This is a genomic window from Rhodopseudomonas palustris, from assembly GCF_013415845.1.
In the GTDB taxonomy this organism is placed as follows: domain Bacteria; phylum Pseudomonadota; class Alphaproteobacteria; order Rhizobiales; family Xanthobacteraceae; genus Rhodopseudomonas; species Rhodopseudomonas palustris_F.
Genome location: NZ_CP058907.1, coordinates 959558 through 976406, shown reverse-complemented (window position 1 = coordinate 976406; position 16849 = coordinate 959558). Strand labels below are relative to the sequence as shown.

Here is a 16849-nt window from a genome sequence, read left to right as displayed (position 1 = left end):
CTCTAATTTCTTATCTCGTCGTCATCCTGAAGTGCGAGCCCGCTCGGCGAGCCTCGAAGGATGGCTTGTTCTGCTGTTGCTGTCCCCGCGGCGCTCACCCTGCGAGGCCGGCTGGTAACACCGGCATCTCAGGGGGCGGACCGTTTTGTGACGAGGGCTTACGCCCCGATCGCGATCTTCGGCTCCTCGGCGGCGCGAGCTTTCATCTCGCGCAGCGCGCGGCGATACTCGACCGGCATCACCTTGCGGAATTTCGGCAGGTAGCTCTTCCAGTTCGCCAGGATGTCCTGGGCGCGCTTGGAGCCGGTGTACTTGGCGTGGCGCGAGATCAGCACGTGCAGCCGCTCGACGTCGGCGCCGAGAAGATCGGCGAACACATCGACCTTGCCGTGCGCTTCGAGATCGCCGGACTGGTGGAACGTGCCGGCGTTGATCATCTCTTCCGACAGCACCGGCTCGAGCTCGACCATTGCCATGTTGCAGGTCTTGGCGAAGCTGCCGTCCTCGTCCAGCACATAGGCGACGCCGCCCGACATGCCGGCCGCGAAGTTACGGCCGGTCTTGCCGAGCACCACGACGATGCCGCCGGTCATGTATTCGCAGCAATGATCGCCGGCGCCTTCGACCACCGCGACCGCGCCCGAGTTACGCACCGCGAAGCGTTCGCCGGCGACGCCGCGGAAGTAGCACTCGCCCTCGATGGCGCCGTACATCACGGTGTTGCCGACGATGATCGAATGCTCCGGCACGATGCCCGAATTGGCCGGCGGCCGGACGATGATCTTGCCGCCCGACAGGCCCTTGCCGACGTAGTCGTTGCCTTCGCCTTCGAGATCGAAGGTGATGCCGCGCGCCAGCCAAGCGCCGAACGCCTGACCCGCGGTGCCCTTGAGGTGCACCTGGATGGTGTCGGCCGGCAGGCCGGCGTGGCCGTAATGCTTGGCGACGGTGCCGGACAGCATCGCGCCGGCCGAGCGGTCGGTGTTGTTGATCTCGATCTCGAACTTCACCGGCGCGCCGCGGTCGATCGCCGCCTGCGACTTGGCGATCAGCTTGCGGTCGAGCACGCTGTCGAGATGATGATCCTGGCCTTCCGAATGGAAGATCGTCTGGCCCTTGTCCGCCTTCTGTTTGAAGAACAGCTTGGAGAAGTCGAGGCCCTTGGCCTTCCAGTGTGCGACCAGAGCGGCGTGATCGAGCATCTGCGACTGGCCGACCATCTCGTTGAAGCTGCGGTAGCCGAGGCTCGCCATCAGCTCGCGGACTTCTTCGGCGACGAAGAAGAAGTAGTTGATGACGTGCTCGGGCTGGCCGGTGAAGCGCTTGCGCAGCACCGGGTCCTGCGTCGCGACGCCGACCGGGCAGGTGTTGAGATGGCACTTGCGCATCATGATGCAGCCGGCCGCGATCAGCGGCGCGGTGGCAAAGCCGAACTCGTCGGCGCCGAGCAGCGCGCCGATCACGACGTCACGGCCGGTGCGGAAGCCGCCGTCGACCTGGACGACGATACGCGACCGCAGCCGCTCGCGCACCAGGGTCTGATGGGTTTCGGCGAGGCCGATTTCCCACGGCGAACCGGCGTGCTTGATCGAGGTCAGCGGCGAAGCGCCGGTGCCGCCTTCGAAGCCCGAGATGGTGACGTGGTCGGCGCGCGCCTTGGCGACGCCCGCCGCGACGGTGCCGACGCCGATTTCCGACACCAGCTTCACCGAGATTGCGCTCGAGGGATTGACGTTCTTCAGATCGTAGATCAGCTGCGCCAGATCTTCGATCGAATAGATGTCGTGGTGCGGCGGCGGCGAGATCAGGCCGACGCCGGGGGTCGAGTGGCGCACCGCCGCGATCGTGGCGTCGACCTTGTGGCCGGGCAACTGACCGCCTTCGCCGGGCTTGGCACCCTGCGCCATCTTAATTTGGATCATGTCGGAATTGGCGAGGTATTCCGTCGTGACGCCGAACCGCCCCGAGGCGACCTGCTTGATCGCCGAGCGCATCGAGTCGCCGTTCGCCATCGGCTTGAAGCGATCCGGCTCCTCGCCGCCCTCACCGGTGTTCGACTTGCCGCCGATCCGGTTCATGGCGATCGCCAGCGTGGTATGCGCCTCGCGCGAGATCGATCCGAAGCTCATCGCACCGGTCGCGAACCGCTTGACGATCTCGGCCGCCGGCTCGACTTCGGCGAGCGGCACCGGCTTGCGGCCTTCGGCCTCGGCGCCCTTGATCTTGAACAGGCCACGCAGCGTCAGCAGCCGCTCCTGCTGCTCGTTGAGCAGCTTGGCGAACGCGCGATAGCGCTCCTGCGAATTGCCACGCACCGCATGCTGCAAGGTCGCGACCGAGTCCGCGGTCCAGGCGTGATCTTCGCCGCGGGTGCGGTAGGCGTATTCGCCGCCGACGTCGAGCGCGGTCTTGTACACCAGCGCGGTGCCGAACGCGTCGCGATGCCGGCGCACGGTCTCTTCGGCGATCTCGGCGAGGCCGACGCCTTCGATCTGCGAGTGGGTGCCGGCGAAGTACTTGGCGATGAAGTCGTGACGCAGTCCGACGGCGTCGAAGATCTGCGCGCCACAATACGACTGATAGGTCGAGATGCCCATCTTCGACATGACCTTGAGCAGGCCCTTGCCGATCGACTTGATGTAGCGCTTGACGATTTCCTTGTCTTCGAGCTTGGTCGGCAGCCGGTCCTTCAGCGCGATGATGGTCTCGAACGCCAGATACGGGTTGATGGCTTCGGCGCCGAAACCGGCCAGGCAGGCGAAGTGATGGACTTCGCGCGGCTCGCCGGACTCAATCACTAGACCGACCGAGGTCCGCAGGCCGACGCGGATCAGGTGATGATGCACCGAGGCGCAGGCCAAGAGCGCCGGGATCGGAATCCGGTCGGAACCGGCGGCGCGGTCGCTCAGGATGATGATGTTGACGCCGTCACGCACCGCGGATTCAGCGCGACCGTTGAGCTCGTCGAGCACCTGCTCCATGCCCGACGCGCCCAGCCCGGCGTGGAAGGTGGTGTCGAGCGTGCGCGACTTGAAATGCGAGTCGCCGACTTCAGAGATCGAACGGATCTTCTCGAGGTCGCCGTCGGTCAGGATCGGCTGACGCACTTCCAGGCGCTTGGTGCCGGCGAGCCCTTCGGTATCGAACAGGTTCGGACGCGGACCGATGATCGACACCAGGCTCATCACCAGCTCCTCGCGGATCGGATCGATCGGCGGGTTGGTGACCTGGGCAAAGTTCTGCTTGAAGTAGGTGTAGAGCAGCTTCGGCTTGTCCGACAGCGCCGACAGCGGGGTGTCGTTGCCCATCGAGCCGTTGGCTTCCTCGCCGGTCGACGCCATCGGCGTCAGCAGGATCGAGATGTCTTCCTGGGTGTAGCCGAACGCCTGCTGCCGATCGAGCAGCGGCAGGTTGGAGCGCTGGCCCTTGACCGGCGCTTCCTTCAGCTCTTCCAGCACGATCTGGGTGCGATGCAGCCAGTCGGCATAGGGCTGGCTGGCGGCGAGCTGCGCCTTGATTTCTTCGTCCGGAATCAGGCGGCCCTGCTCAAGGTCGACCAGCAGCATCTTGCCGGGCTGCAGCCGCCACTTGGTGACGATCTGATCTTCCGGAATCTTCAACACGCCCATTTCGGACGCCATCACGATGCGGTCGTCCTTGGTAACGAGATAGCGCGCCGGACGCAGACCGTTACGGTCGAGCGTGGCGCCGATCTGGCGACCATCGGTGAAGGCGAGCGCAGCCGGGCCGTCCCACGGCTCCATCAGAGCGGCGTGATACTCGTAGAAAGCGCGGCGCTTCTCGTCCATCAGCGGGTTGCCGGCCCACGCTTCCGGAATCATCATCATTACCGCGTGCGTCAGCGAGTAGCCGCCGCGCACCAGGAATTCGAGCGCGTTGTCGAAGCAGGCGGTGTCGCTCTGGCCTTCATAGGAGATCGGCCACAGCCGGCTGATGTCTTCGCCGTACAGCTCCGAATGCACCGACGCCTGACGCGCTGCCATCCAGTTGACGTTGCCGCGCAGGGTGTTGATTTCGCCGTTGTGCGCGACCATGCGGTACGGATGCGCCAGCGACCAGGTCGGGAAGGTGTTGGTCGAGAACCGCTGATGCACCAGCGCCAGCGCGCTGGCGAAGTCGTCCTCGTGCAGGTCGGGATAGTACTTGCCGAGCTGGTCGGCCAGGAACATGCCCTTGTAGATCACGGTGCGGCACGACAGCGACACCGGATAGTAACCAGCAAGCGCGCGCTCGCGACGCTGATAGATCGCGTTCGAGATCGACTTGCGCAGGATGTAGAGCTTGCGCTCGAAATCGTCTTCCGAAGTGATCGCGGTGCCACGGCCGATGAACACCTGCATATTGGCAGGCTCGGTCGGCTTCACGGTCTCGCCGAGCGAGGAGTTGTCGGTCGGCACGTCGCGCCAGCCGAGGAAGGTCAGGCCTTCGGCCTTGATGCGATCCTCGATGATGCTCTTGATCACCTTCCGCCACGAAGTCTCGCGCGGCATGAACAGCGCGCCGACCGCGTATTCGCCCGGCGCCGGCAGTGAGAAGCCGAGTTCGGTGGCCTTGCGGCTGAAGAAGGCGTGCGGGATCTGCACCAGAATGCCGGCGCCGTCGCCGGCGCGCGGATCGGCACCGACGGCGCCGCGGTGCTCGAGGTTGCACAGGATACGCAGCGCGTCACAGACGATCTGATGCGACTTGACGCCCTTGATGTTGGCGATGAAGCCGACGCCGCAGGCGTCCTTTTCCCGCGACAGGTCGTACAGACCTTCGGCCGGCGGACGCCAGGTGTGTTCACGCGCGGTGGTTTTGACAGCCGAGTCCGCCGTCAGCGCATTGGCAACCATAATTTCGCGCTCGCACTCAGACCCGCTCATCTTCGTCCTCTTCATCCCGGGAGGGGATACACTATCCAGCATCGGCGCACTTCGAACGCTCGCGGCACCCTCCGGGCCACCGCTCGCGCTCCGCGAGCCACGATTTGCGTATTCAGACCCCGGTGTCCATATCGCCCAACGGACAATCAGGTGCCGCGCGCGACGTCAATCGCCTCGCGTGACGCTGCAAACCCCGTGCCGGGCTACCACCGTAAATGAGACAGCGATGCTGTCCTAGCACGACTTTGCCAAATTTTTGTCTAGCACACAAGCGCGCCCACGTCCCCCATTCGATGGTCGTCCCGCCCGGTCCTGGATTGCTTTCGCTACTGCAGTGCGGCCGCGGCTGCCGCGGATTCACGCCAAATGCGCCGCGTTTGGGCCAACCCCAGGCCAAATTCCCCCGCGAGCCTCCCGCTCCGCACCAGAACGGGGCGAGCGCTGCAGGGAGCATGAGCTATGAAATTCAAGGGATGGGTAATGTCGGCGGGTCTTGCGGCGACCGCCGCGACCACAGCGATGGCCGATCCGCTGCCGGCCGGCGGAGCCGCGCGGCCGCCCGTCACCAGAGTATCGGACCTTCAGGGCTCGTATGCGGCGATGCCGCCTTCGCCGCGGCGGGATCTGCGCCGCCCGGCGCCGCTCGCCGAGGTCCTGGAGGTGCTGTCGCCGGACGAGGTCACCCGCGCGGCCCGGGCCGAGGGCTTTTCGCCGCTCGGCTATCCGCGCCAACGCGGGGCGGTCTACACCATGGCGGCGATCAATCCGGACGGCGACGACGGCCGCCTGGTGATCGACGGCCGCACCGGCCGGCTGGTCCGGTTCATGCCTGCCTGGCAGATGGGCGACCGCATGGAAGAAGTCACGGTCGCGAGCTACGGCCGGATCCAGGGCCTGCCCCGGTTTGCCGAGCCCAATCCGCCACGGCCGCCGAAGCCGGTGGGGCGGGTCGCCAATCGCAATGCCGCCACTCCCCTGCCGCGGCCGGCGCCGCAGCATCCGGCAGGGGATAAGGCGGCCAACTCCGCGGGTGAGGCCGCAGCCAAGGATGGCTCCAAGCCGGCGCTCGATCAGGCCAAGCAGGATACCGGCAACAACACCAAACAGGACACCGCGGCGGTACAGAGCCCGACCGCGATGCCGTCGGCCGCGGGACCTTCGCCGGTGCGGGCCAAGCCCTCCTCCGCCACCATCCGCCCGACCGAAGCGATGCCGCCGGTGCAGGGACTGGAGTAACCAACGGCTCCGCTTTGCGGGCGAACTGCGCTGTCGCCAGTCCGCAATGATCTTCCCAATAGCAAAGCGCCCCGGTTGCCCGGGGCGCCTGCTTGGCTAGGGGTCTATGCGGCGAAAGAAAGTTCGCGAGCGGGCGGCGCGTTACGCGGCCGCCTTCTCGGTGTTGTCGGTGACCACTTGCGGGCCCGCCTGAGCATTGATGCTGATCGGAATGCTGCGCGGCTTTTTCGCCTCGGGAATTTCGCGCACGAGGTCGACGTGCAGCAGACCGTTTTCGAGGCTGGCGTTTTTCACCGTGACATAGTCGGCGAGCTGGAAGGCCCGCTCGAAGGCGCGCGCTGCGATGCCGCGATACAGCACTTCAGCCTTGGCGGCCTCTTCAGCGGTCTTCTCGCCCTTGATGGTCAGCGTGTTCTCCTTGCTGACGATCGACAGCTCGGACGGAGAGAACCCGGCGACCGCAACGGTGATGCGATACGCATTCTCGCCGGTCCGCTCGATATTGTAGGGCGGATAGCCGGGCGCGGCCGCATCCGCAGCGGTCTGGTCGAGCAGATTGAACAGCCGGTCAAAGCCGATGGTCGAACGATAGAACGGGGTGAGATCGAAGCTACGCATGGTCAAAGTCCTCCTAGAAGCGACTATGTGATGACCCGCCCGCCATCGGGCCGGGCCTTGTCCGTGCAGCCGGTGAAGTCAGTTCCTGACCCCTTGGTGTGGCCTGCACCAAGATGATATGGGAGGGGTGTTTCGGGGTTCAAGAGGGGGCCCGAAGCTGTTCGCGCCCGCCGCTTTCATCCAGATTTTCCAGGCATTTTCTCCCCTCCGGACTCGGTCCATGACGCTCGTCTCGACTCCTGCCAATCCGGTGCCCGAAGACGCCGTCTCCGGCTTCATCAAGACGCCCGATGGCGTCCAGCTGCGGTTTGCGCGATGGGAGCCGCCGGGGCACCGCAAAGGCACCGTATGCGTCTTCACCGGGCGCACCGAACAGATCGAGAAGTACTTCGAGACGGTGCGCGATCTGCGCGATCGCGGCTTTGCAGTCGCGGCGCTCGACTGGCGCGGCCAGGGCCATTCCGAGCGCCGGCTGCGCGACTATCGCAAGGGCTATGTGCGCAACTTCGCCGACTTCGAGGTCGACGTCGAAACCTTCGTGCGTGAAGTCGTGCTGCCGGACTGCCCGCCGCCGCATTTCGCGCTGGCGCATTCGATGGGCGGGGCGGTGATGCTGCGGATCGCCCGCTCCGGCAAGCGCTGGTTCGACCGCATGGTGCTGTCGGCCCCGATGATCGACCTTGCCGGCAACACCACCGCGCTGCCGATCAGGCTATTGCTGCGGGCGATGCGGCTGGCCGGCCAAGGCGGCCGTTACGTTCCCGGCGGCAACGACGTGCTCGCCAACACCGAGCCGTTCGTCGGAAACAAGCTGACCTCGGATCCGGTGCGCTACGCCCGCAACGCCGCGATCGTCGCCGAAGATCCGACCCTGGGCCTCGCCTCGCCGACCGTCGCATGGGCCGACACCGCTTTCCGCGCCATGCACGCCTTCAAGGCGACCAACTATCCGTCGCAGATCCGGCAGCCGATCCTGATGATCGCGGCTGGTATGGACGGCGTGGTGTCGACGCCGGCGATCGAAGAGTTCGCTTATCATTTGCGGGCCGGCTCGCATCTGGTGATCCCCGGCGCCAAGCACGAAATCCTCCAGGAGCAGGATCGCTACCGCCAGCAATTCTGGGCGGCGTTCGATGCTTTCGTACCGGGGACGCCGCTTTTCTGATGTGACATTCTGTCTCCGGCGAGGCTTCGCGCCGCGTTTCGGAACTTCACACATCCGCCTTGGTTGCAGGCTGCAAGACCGTCCGGTTTCGCCTTTCCGTCCCTCTCGAAAGATCTCCAGACCATGAAAATCCGCAAAGCCGTCTTCCCGGTCGCCGGCCTCGGCACCCGCGTTCTCCCCGCCACCAAGGCGATGCCGAAGGAGATGCTGACCATCGTCGATCGACCGCTGATCCAGTACGTCGTCGATGAAGCGCGGGAAGCCGGCATCGAGCACTTCGTGTTCGTCACGGGACGCAACAAGGGCATGATCGAGGATCACTTCGACCGCCAGTTCGAGCTCGATGTCACGCTGGAGAAGCGCAACAAGAAGAGCGAGATGGAAATCCTGGCGCGCGACCAGCCGGAGGCCGGCGCGATGAGCTTCACCCGCCAGCAGGCGCCGCACGGCCTCGGCCACGCGGTGTGGTGCGCCCGCGACATCGTCGGCAACGAGCCGTTCGCGGTGGTGCTGCCGGACGAACTGGTGCTCAATACTCCGGGCTGCCTGAAGCAGATGATCCAGGCCGCCGAGAAGCTCGGTGACAAAGCCAACGTCATCGCGGTGGAGGAAGTGCCGGCCGACAAGACCCATCAATACGGCATCTGCGGCGTCGGCAAGCGCGATGGCAAGATGTTCGAGATCGACGGCATGGTGGAGAAGCCGGCGCCCGGCACGGCGCCCTCGAACCTGTCGATTTCCGGGCGCTACATCCTGCAGCCGGAAATCTTCCAGATCCTGGCGACGCAGGAGCGCGGCGCCGGCGGCGAGATCCAGCTCACCGACGCGATGATCGGGCTGTCGAAGACGCAGAAATTCTACGGCGTGGAGTTCGAAGGCGAGCGTCACGACTGCGGTTCGAAGGCCGGCTTCCTGCGCGCCAACATCGCGTTCGCGATGCAGCGCGACGACCTGCGCGCCGGCCTGATCGAAGACATGAAGCGTTATCTGGAGAAGTGATCACGCTCAGCCGGAACGCAGCGGCAGAGGTTACGCCACCAGCGTGACCTCGCCGCGCACGGCGACGACGCAGCGGTTGCGGCCGAGTTCCTTGGCCGCATACAGCGCGCGGTCGGCGGCTTCGACCAGATCGTACCATTGATGCGCGGCGATCGGCGTGGTGCTGGCGACGCCGATCGACACGGTGACGCCGCCCTCGATATCCGACCATTCCTCGACTTTGCGCCGGATGGTCTCGGCGATGGCTTCGGCGGCCGGCGCGGTGAGGCCCGGCAGCAGCACGGCGAACTCCTCGCCGCCGAACCGGGCGACGCAATCGCCGGCGCGGTGCACAGTGTCGGCAATGCACACCGCGATGCCGACCAGCATCTGGTCGCCCGCCTGATGGCCAAAACTGTCGTTGTAAGCCTTGAAGTGATCGGCATCGATCATCAGGAGCGCGATCGGCGTGTTCTGCCGGATGGCGCGGCGCCATTCGGTGTCGATCGCCGCGTCGAACTTGCGACGATTGGTGAGCCCGGTCAGCGGATCAGTGGTGGCGAGCTCCTCGAGCCGGCGCTCGGCTGCGGCACGGCGCTCGATCTCGCGGATGAAGAACACCGTGACGGCAGCGACGAAAGCGGCCAACGCCAGCAGCACGATGCCGATCCAGGTCGCCTCCTTGCGCCACATCGCGTAGATGTCGTTCCACGACTTCGCGACCAGCACCACCAGCGGCTTGGTGCTGTCGCTCCAGACAAACATCCGCTCGACGCCGTCCAGCGTCCCAGTGCCGGCGAACCAGCCGTTTCGGCGACCGAACATCTTCTGCACGCCCGAGGTGACCAGCATGTTCTTGCCGATCAGCTCCGGCTCGAACGGGGTGCGGACGATCAGGGTGCCGTCGTGCGCGATCACCGCGATCATGTCCTGCGGACGCAACCGCAGCCGCTTGAACAGGTCCTGGAAATAATCGAACTTGATCGAGCCGGCGACGACGCCGAGAAACCGGCCGTCGGAGCCAGTGACACGGCGACTGAGGATTACCGAGTAGTGGCCGTCGACCTGCTGCGGTTTGCTGATATACAGCCCGACATACGGCTCGTCGCGCTGCACCGTGAAGAACGGCTCGCTCGCGCGGTTTTCTTTCTGCGGGTTGGTCAGAGCGGAATCGCCGGTGAGATTGCCGTGCTCGTCATAAACCCGGATCGCTCCGAAATGCGGACCGGTGACCGGGTGATCGAACAGGATCAGCCGCGCCAGCTTGGCGTCGACCTGACTGAGTTCGGGCAGCACCAGATTGGACGCCACCGCACGCAGCGAGGCGTCGTAGAGTTCGACATTGCGGTTGATGTCGGCGTCCATCGAGGCGGCGAGATTTTCGAGCGTCTGCCGCGCCAGCTCTTCGGCGCCGCGCCGCATGTCGAGCAGCACGCTGCCGCACACCGCGGAAAACCCAAGCACGGTGACCAGCGAGAACGCCACCATCACCCGCGCCGACATCCGGCGCCGGCGGTGGAGCTCCTTGCTGATCTTGTTGAAGAGACCGTGCGTGTCCATCGTTCCAGGTTCCACGCAATGTCTTGCAGAGCGCTTAAGTTGCGTTATTGACGTAATGCGGGGTTAACACGCTGTTTCACCCCAGAACGCTGGACTCGGCCAGAGAATGCACTTGGCGTTCCCTAGACGACCATCCACCCGCTCCTTTTGACCAACGACGGCGCCCGATGAAGTCCTACGAACCACTACGAGAGTATCTGGCGCAGCAGACCGTCCCGGAGCTGGTGCTCAGCATTGCCGCCATCGAGGAGATGCTCGGCTTCGACCTGCCGCGCGCGGCGCAGCGGGCGGCGTGGTGGGATTCGACCTATGCGCCGGACGAGCAGATGCCGCAGCGCGAAGCCTGCCTCGCCGCCGGCTATATCGCGACCCGCCTGCCGGACGGCTCCGGTGTCCGCTTCCGGCGGATGAAAGCCGACCGGCCGCGTCGGCGCGGCTGAGCGGTTCCGCGACGCTGCAGCGTCCCCCGCGACCGGCATTGACAGATTGCCGCACCCCGGGTCCTGATGCGTGAGACTCGTCGCGGCCCCTGCGGGCACGACAAGCGAACGTCATGAGGAAACGCCGATGCGCAGAGTTGTCGCCGCCCTGTTCGCCGTCCTGCTGACCGCCGTGCCGGCGGCTGCGCAGACGTCGCTTAAGATCATGGTGGGCGGCATCGACAAGCAGATCTATCTGCCGGCCAAGCTCGCCGCCCAGCTCGGTTTCTTCAAGGAGGAAGGGCTCGATGTCGAGCTGTTCAACTCCACCTCAGGCTCGCAGGCCGCCACCGCGCTGTTGGCGCGCGAAGTCCAGGGCGTCGTCGGATTCTACGATCACACCATCGACCTGCAGGCCAAGGGCAAGTTCATCACCGACGTGGTGCAGTTCTCGGTCGCGCCCGGCGAGGTGGTGCTGGTGAAGGCCGCCGATGCGGACAGACTGAAAGATCCCGCGAACTGGAAGGGCTTGGCGCTCGGCGTGACCGGCCTCGGCTCGGCCACCGACTTTCTCACCCGCGCGCTCGCCGCCAAGGCCGGCCTGAAGATGCAAGACTACACGCTGGTGCCGGTCGGCGCCGGCGACACCTTCCTGGCGGCGATGCAGCAGGGCAAGATCAGCTCGGGCATGACCACCGAGCCGACCGTGCAGCGCGCGCTGAGTTCAGGGACCGCCAAGATCGGCATCGACCTGCGCTCGCCGGAGGAGACCCGCAAGGCGCTCGGCGGCGACTATCCGGCCGCTTGCCTGTACATGGACCGCGGCTGGATGGAGGCAAACAAGCCCACCGTGCAGAAGCTGGTGAACGCCTTCGTCAAGACGCTGAAATGGATCCAGGCACATTCGGCCGAAGAGATCGCCGACAAGATGCCGAAGGATTACCACGCGGGCGATCGCGCCCTCTACGTCCAGGGCCTCAAGGACGGCAAGGTGCAGTACTCGCCCGACGGCCTGATGCCGGCCGGCGCTCCGGAATCCGTCGCCAAGATCCTTGCCAGCTTCTCGCCCAACCTCCAGGGCAAGATGATCGATCTGGCCAAGACCTACACGACGGAGTTCGTGGTGAAGGCGAATGCGGGCCAGTGAGTCTGCCAGGCAGCAGATCATGCGCCGCGTGATGGCCCGCGGCATGTTCGACTATGAGCGCTGTTGGAACATGAGGGGTCCGCCCCGAGACGTGCCCCGCTCCCCTCCCCCTTGCGGGGAGGGGTCGGGGGTGGGGGGCCCCTGGCACTGCAGTGCCCGCGTCGCCCTCACCCCACCCCTCTCCCGCAAGCGGGAGAGGGAGCGCGCTGTGCTCGCGGCTGGCTTTTCACCCTCAAGGGCGATCGTTCGATGACTTCCACTTCCGCGATTGAACTCCATCACGTCGCCCGCCGCTTCGTCACGCCGTCTGGCGAGGTGCTGTCAGCGCTGGAGGATTTCGACCTGTCGATCGCGCCCGGTGAGTTCTGCGCCATCGTCGGCCCGACCGGGTGCGGCAAGTCGACAACGCTCGGGCTGATCGCGGGACTGGCGAAGCCGCAGGCGGGCAGGGTCACCTTGTTCGACGCGCCGGTCGACGGCGTCGATCGCCGCGTCGGCTTCGTGTTTCAGCAGGACGCGGTGTTTCCGTGGCGAGACGTGCTGCACAATGTAATGGCCGGGCCGCTGTTTCGCGGCGCAGCCAAGGCGGACGCCGAAGCGCAGGCGCGCGACTGGATCATCCGGGTCGGGCTGAAGGGTTTCGAGAACCATCATCCGCATCAGCTGTCCGGCGGCATGCGCAAGCGCGTGGCGCTGGCGCAGACCTTCATCAACAATCCGCAGGTGCTGCTGATGGACGAGCCGTTTTCGGCGCTCGACGTCCAGACCCGCGAGCTGATGCAGGAAGAACTGCTGCAGCTTTGGGCGCAGGCGCGCTCCGCGGTGCTGTTCGTCACCCACGACCTCGACGAAGCGATCCTGCTGGCCGACCGCGTCGCGGTGCTGACCACGCGTCCGGCGCGGGTGAAGTCGGTCCACGCCATCGACCTGCCACGCCCGCGCGACGTCGCCACCCTCCGCTACGACGAACGCTTCATCGCCATCGCACGCCGCATCAGCGACGACCTGCGCGAAGAAGTCCTGCGCGCGAGGGCGGGACATTGAAGATGCCACGCGACCACCATTGCGAGGAGCGCAGCGACGAAGCGATCCAGAGGCCGCGGATGAGGCCTGGATTGCTTCGCTTCGCTCGCAATGACGTGGAGGCGAGCCGATGACCGATGCGTCGATGAATAAACCCGCAGATATTCGCGCGGAGCCGATGGCGGTGCGGGTGCGGCGGCGGGCGCGGCTGGTGCTCGTGCTGCGGCTCGCGGTGCTGATCGCATTGATCGCCGGCTGGGAGTTCGGCGTGCGGTTCGGCGTGATCGATCCGTTCTTCTTCGGCCAACCCAGCGGCATCGTGCTGAAGCTGATCGACTGGATTCAGAACGACACCTCGATCGGCCCGCTGTGGCGGCAGGTGTGGGTAACGATCTACGAGGCCGGCGCCGGCTTCCTGATCGGCGCCGTGCTCGGCGTGCTGTGCGGCATCGCGCTCGGCCGCAATCACCTGCTGTCGGACGTGTTCTCGATCTACATCAAGGTCGCCAACTCGATCCCGCGCGTGGTGCTCGGCTCGATCTTCATCGTCGCGCTCGGTCTCGGCGCGGCATCGAAGATCGCGCTCGCGGTGGTGATGGTGTTCTTCGTGGTGTTCGCCAACGCGTTCCAGGGGGTGCGCGAGGCCGACAAAAACCTGATCGCCAATGCGCGGATTCTCGGCGCCAGCCCGTGGCAGGTGACGACCTCGGTGGTGATCCCCTCGGCGCTGTCGTGGATTCTGGCGAGCCTGCATGTCAGCTTCGGCTTCGCGCTGGTCGGCGCCATCGTCGGCGAATTCCTCGGCGCCCGCGAGGGCATGGGCCTGCTGATCGCCACCGCGCAGGGCTCGTTCGACAGCAACGGCGTGTTCGCCGCGATGATCGTGATCGCCGTGGTGGCGCTGGTCGCCGAAGGGCTGCTGACCGCGCTGGAGAAGCGGCTGCTGACGTGGCGGCCGGAGGCCTCGGCTCTCAACGATTAGCCGGCGACGACACCGGCTCGCCAGCGGCATCGAACGACGGCCGGGCCAGCACCCGGCGCGCGATCGGTTTGAGCAACTGCGGCGCCAGGTAGATCGGAAACTGCGACAGCGCGAAATACAGCCAGGTCGCGCCCGGCAGTACGCCGTCGGTCGCCGCCAGCATCAGTCCCATATTCCGCTGCGACACCATCAGGCCGAGCGCCAACGCGCGGCCGGCACCGATCTTGCGGAAGATCAGCATGGTCGCGACCAGGAGCACCAAGAACACCGCAAAGGCGAACAACGTGAGCGCGATCATGAGCAACGGCCGCGCGATGAAGTTCGACACCACATTGCCCATCACGGCCGCGACGAAGACGTACAGGATCAGAATGTTGACGCCGTCGATTGGCTCCTTGCGGCGACGGATCGCATCCGCGCCCACCAGCTTGCGGATGATCGCCGCGACCAGCAGCGAACCGCCGAGGATCGCCGACAGCTTCAGCCCGAGTGCCAGCGGCGACAGCGTCAGCGCGGAGCCGACGAACAGGTAAGCGAACAGCGGCGCGGTGAAGGGGATCAGCGCCGTGCTGGTCACCAGCGTGATCAGCACCAGGGTCGCGTCCAGCCCCATCAGTGCCGCAAGTGCCGGCGAGGCCATCATCGGCGATGCGACCGCCTGCAGCATCAGCGCCAGAAACAGATCCGGCGAGCGTACATCCAGCCCGACCGCGAGACAGCCGAGGCCGGCAAGCGCCGGCACCGCCAAGGTAGTCCATGCGGTCGCCGCCAGCACGGTCCCGGGCTGCCGGAGATTGGCGCGCACCTGGGCGACGTCAACCCGCATGAACGAGATGCACAGCAGCGCAAAGATCGCTTCGGTGACGAATGGTCTTAGGATGTCGCCGAGCGGCGGCACCAGCAGTCCGAGGATCACCAAAGCGGCGATCGCCCTCGTCCCCTGCCGACCGAGCCACGCGAGCCCCTTCACGGGGAGCGCAGCCCCGCGCAGCAAACCGATCGTCATCCCACCCCGAGCCCATCCCCGTCGTTCGGGGCGGACACTCGCCGATCGGCCCGACGCGGCAAAATCACTTCTGATTGCCGTCTGTTTCGACGGCGTCGAACGGCGCGCGCCTCAGTTCTGCAGGCGAACGGTGAGCATCACCACGGTCGCGTCGTAGCTGCCGCCGACGACGTTGGAATCCAGCTTGTCGTATCGAAGCTGGCCCTTCACCCAAACCGAGCGGTTGAGCTTGTAGATCAGATTGCCTTCGACCGAATTGAGCCGGTCGGAACGGCCGGAGCCCTGATAGTCGTAGGTCGCGTAGGTGAACTTGCCGATCGCCGTCAGCCAACGGCGGAAGTCGTGGTCGACCTCGGCCGTATAGGTGCGGGTGAACACGCCCGACACGCCGGCCAGCGGCGATTCCGAGATCTGGGTGTCGGCGTTGAACTTAACCGTGGTCAGCGGCGTCACCGTCCACACCAGCGAGGCCGCGGTGAGCAGGCCGCCGAGCTTCTCCAGCCGCGGATCCACATAGGTGCGCGCCGCATAGCCGATCGAGACTTCGCCGGTCAGCAGCCGCGTCAGTTCGAAGCTAGTTCCGCCCTTGGCGTAGCCGCCGTCGGAGCCGCGCAGATACTGATAGCGATCGACCGGCACGTCGTGGACGCGGGTGTCACCTTCGATCTCGACGAACGGCTTCAGTCCCGGTTTCAGCTCGTAGCTGACCCGGCCGACGCCGCCGTATTGATTGTAGTTGCGGTCCTTGTTCGGATAGCTGGTGCCGTCGGTCAGCTGCGAGTCCTGATACACGGTGCGATCGAAATTGCCGACCGCGGTGACCTGCAGGCGATTGAAGCTCTGATCGATGCCGCCGGAAAAACCGGTGGTGGTGAACAGCGGATATTTGGTCAGGCCGGCCTGAATGTTCGGGCTGCCCGGGTTGTCGGTACCGACGATCAGCCGGCCCTGGCCGATCAGATGCGTATCGCGGCTGGCATCGAGCCGGCCGTCGATATGGCCGTTGAATTCCGGCCGGTCGAGGCTGATCGGCGCCGGCGACACCGTGCCGGCCGGCGGATAGAAATCGTGGCCGTAGCCGGTGAACGCGCCGCGCAGATCGGCGACCAACGCATGCCGCTCCCAGTCCGAGGTGATCATCAGCTCCGGCGCCACCTTGTAGAAGCCGGAGCTGCGGGCGGTGTTGGTGCGCGCGGGGTTGGAATCGTAACCACCGCCGACTTCGAGCGCGCCCTTGATCAGAAAGCTGCCGGCATAATCGCCGACTGGACCGAACGGATCGTCGTCGAGCTTGAGCTGCCGGCGGGTCGGTTGCCCTGGCACGCGGCCGGCGAGCGAAGCCGGCAATGGCGGCTTTGCGGCGGCCTGGGACGGCGGCAGCGGCCGCGCCGGCGGCGGCGCCGGGGTGACCATCGGCGATCCGGGCCCGATCGCCTTCGGCCGCGGCGCGCCCGGATAGTATTTCGGCCGCTGGCGCTTGCGGTTCAGCGCGTCGTAGGCGACGCCGGCATTGTCCGCATTGGCGCTGCTAGGTGGAGACTGTAACGCTGCCGTCGAGGTCGGCCGCAGGGGCGGGTTGGCCTCGTCACTGTCCGGCTGCTTGAAAACGTTGCGGACCCGGGACGACGAGGCAGACGAGGTGCCGGGAGTCGGCCGCAGCGGCAGGTCCTGGGTGGCGACGAAGCCGCCGCGCTGCGGATTGAGCAGATCGCGGGTCAGGCTTTGCGCACTCGCGCCCGTTGTGCCGCCCAGAGCGAGCGCCAGACATGCGGATCCGGCGCACAAGCTGGCGCGAGAGCGGCGGCCCGGTGCTGGAGCCCACGTCACGA

The 16849-nt window shown here is 66.0% G+C and carries 12 protein-coding genes; 7 read left to right on the top strand and 5 right to left on the bottom strand.

Annotation, left to right across the window (positions count from 1 at the left end):
* Nucleotides 1–158: 158 nt before the first annotated feature.
* A complete protein-coding gene (gltB, locus tag HZF03_RS04495; RefSeq protein WP_104513028.1) occupies nucleotides 159–4886 on the bottom strand; it encodes a glutamate synthase large subunit in 4728 nt (1575 codons plus the stop codon).
* A 459-nt stretch (nucleotides 4887–5345) separates the two neighbouring features.
* Between gltB and HZF03_RS04490 the strand changes: the two genes are divergently transcribed.
* Complete coding sequence (locus HZF03_RS04490) at nucleotides 5346–6122, top strand: hypothetical protein (protein ID WP_119019225.1); 777 nt, start codon at nucleotides 5346–5348, stop codon at nucleotides 6120–6122.
* A 141-nt stretch (nucleotides 6123–6263) separates the two neighbouring features.
* Here HZF03_RS04490 and HZF03_RS04485 read toward each other — a convergent pair whose 3' ends face one another.
* A complete protein-coding gene (locus HZF03_RS04485) occupies nucleotides 6264–6740 on the bottom strand; it encodes an Hsp20 family protein (protein ID WP_011156424.1) in 477 nt (158 codons plus the stop codon).
* 220 nt (nucleotides 6741–6960) lie between these two features.
* Here HZF03_RS04485 and HZF03_RS04480 point away from each other — a divergent pair, with 220 nt between their 5' ends.
* Nucleotides 6961–7905, top strand: coding sequence for an alpha/beta hydrolase (locus HZF03_RS04480; protein ID WP_012494554.1), 945 nt, complete (start codon nucleotides 6961–6963; stop codon nucleotides 7903–7905).
* A 123-nt stretch (nucleotides 7906–8028) separates the two neighbouring features.
* The gene (gene galU / locus HZF03_RS04475) at nucleotides 8029–8904 is read left to right on the top strand and encodes a UTP--glucose-1-phosphate uridylyltransferase GalU (protein WP_011156422.1); all 876 of its coding nucleotides are present in this window, start codon (nucleotides 8029–8031) and stop codon (nucleotides 8902–8904) included.
* 30 nt (nucleotides 8905–8934) lie between these two features.
* Here the strand turns inward: galU and HZF03_RS04470 are convergent, their stop codons facing one another.
* Nucleotides 8935–10443, bottom strand: a complete 1509-nt coding sequence (locus tag HZF03_RS04470) for a sensor domain-containing diguanylate cyclase (RefSeq protein WP_119019224.1) — start codon at nucleotides 10441–10443, stop codon at nucleotides 8935–8937.
* 167 nt (nucleotides 10444–10610) lie between these two features.
* Here HZF03_RS04470 and HZF03_RS04465 point away from each other — a divergent pair, with 167 nt between their 5' ends.
* From HZF03_RS04465 to HZF03_RS04450, 4 genes are all read left to right on the top strand, one after another.
* Complete coding sequence (locus tag HZF03_RS04465) at nucleotides 10611–10883, top strand: hypothetical protein (protein WP_119019223.1); 273 nt, start codon at nucleotides 10611–10613, stop codon at nucleotides 10881–10883.
* Nucleotides 10884–11010: 127 nt separating this feature from the next.
* The gene (locus tag HZF03_RS04460) at nucleotides 11011–12009 is read left to right on the top strand and encodes an ABC transporter substrate-binding protein (protein ID WP_119019222.1); all 999 of its coding nucleotides are present in this window, start codon (nucleotides 11011–11013) and stop codon (nucleotides 12007–12009) included.
* A gap of 249 nt (nucleotides 12010–12258) precedes the next feature.
* Complete coding sequence (locus HZF03_RS04455; RefSeq protein WP_119019690.1) at nucleotides 12259–13053, top strand: ABC transporter ATP-binding protein; 795 nt, start codon at nucleotides 12259–12261, stop codon at nucleotides 13051–13053.
* A 109-nt stretch (nucleotides 13054–13162) separates the two neighbouring features.
* Nucleotides 13163–14014, top strand: coding sequence for an ABC transporter permease (locus tag HZF03_RS04450; protein ID WP_012494550.1), 852 nt, complete (start codon nucleotides 13163–13165; stop codon nucleotides 14012–14014).
* Here HZF03_RS04450 and HZF03_RS04445 read toward each other — a convergent pair.
* Both HZF03_RS04445 and HZF03_RS04440 read right to left on the bottom strand, forming a co-directional pair.
* Entirely contained in the window at nucleotides 14004–15020 is a 1017-nt protein-coding gene (locus HZF03_RS04445) for a Na+-dependent transporter (RefSeq protein ID WP_119019691.1), read from the bottom strand. The genes HZF03_RS04450 and HZF03_RS04445 overlap by 11 nt on opposite strands.
* A 111-nt stretch (nucleotides 15021–15131) precedes the next feature.
* Entirely contained in the window at nucleotides 15132–16847 is a 1716-nt protein-coding gene (locus HZF03_RS04440) for an outer membrane beta-barrel protein (RefSeq protein WP_119019692.1), read from the bottom strand.
* Nucleotides 16848–16849 lie beyond the last annotated feature (2 nt).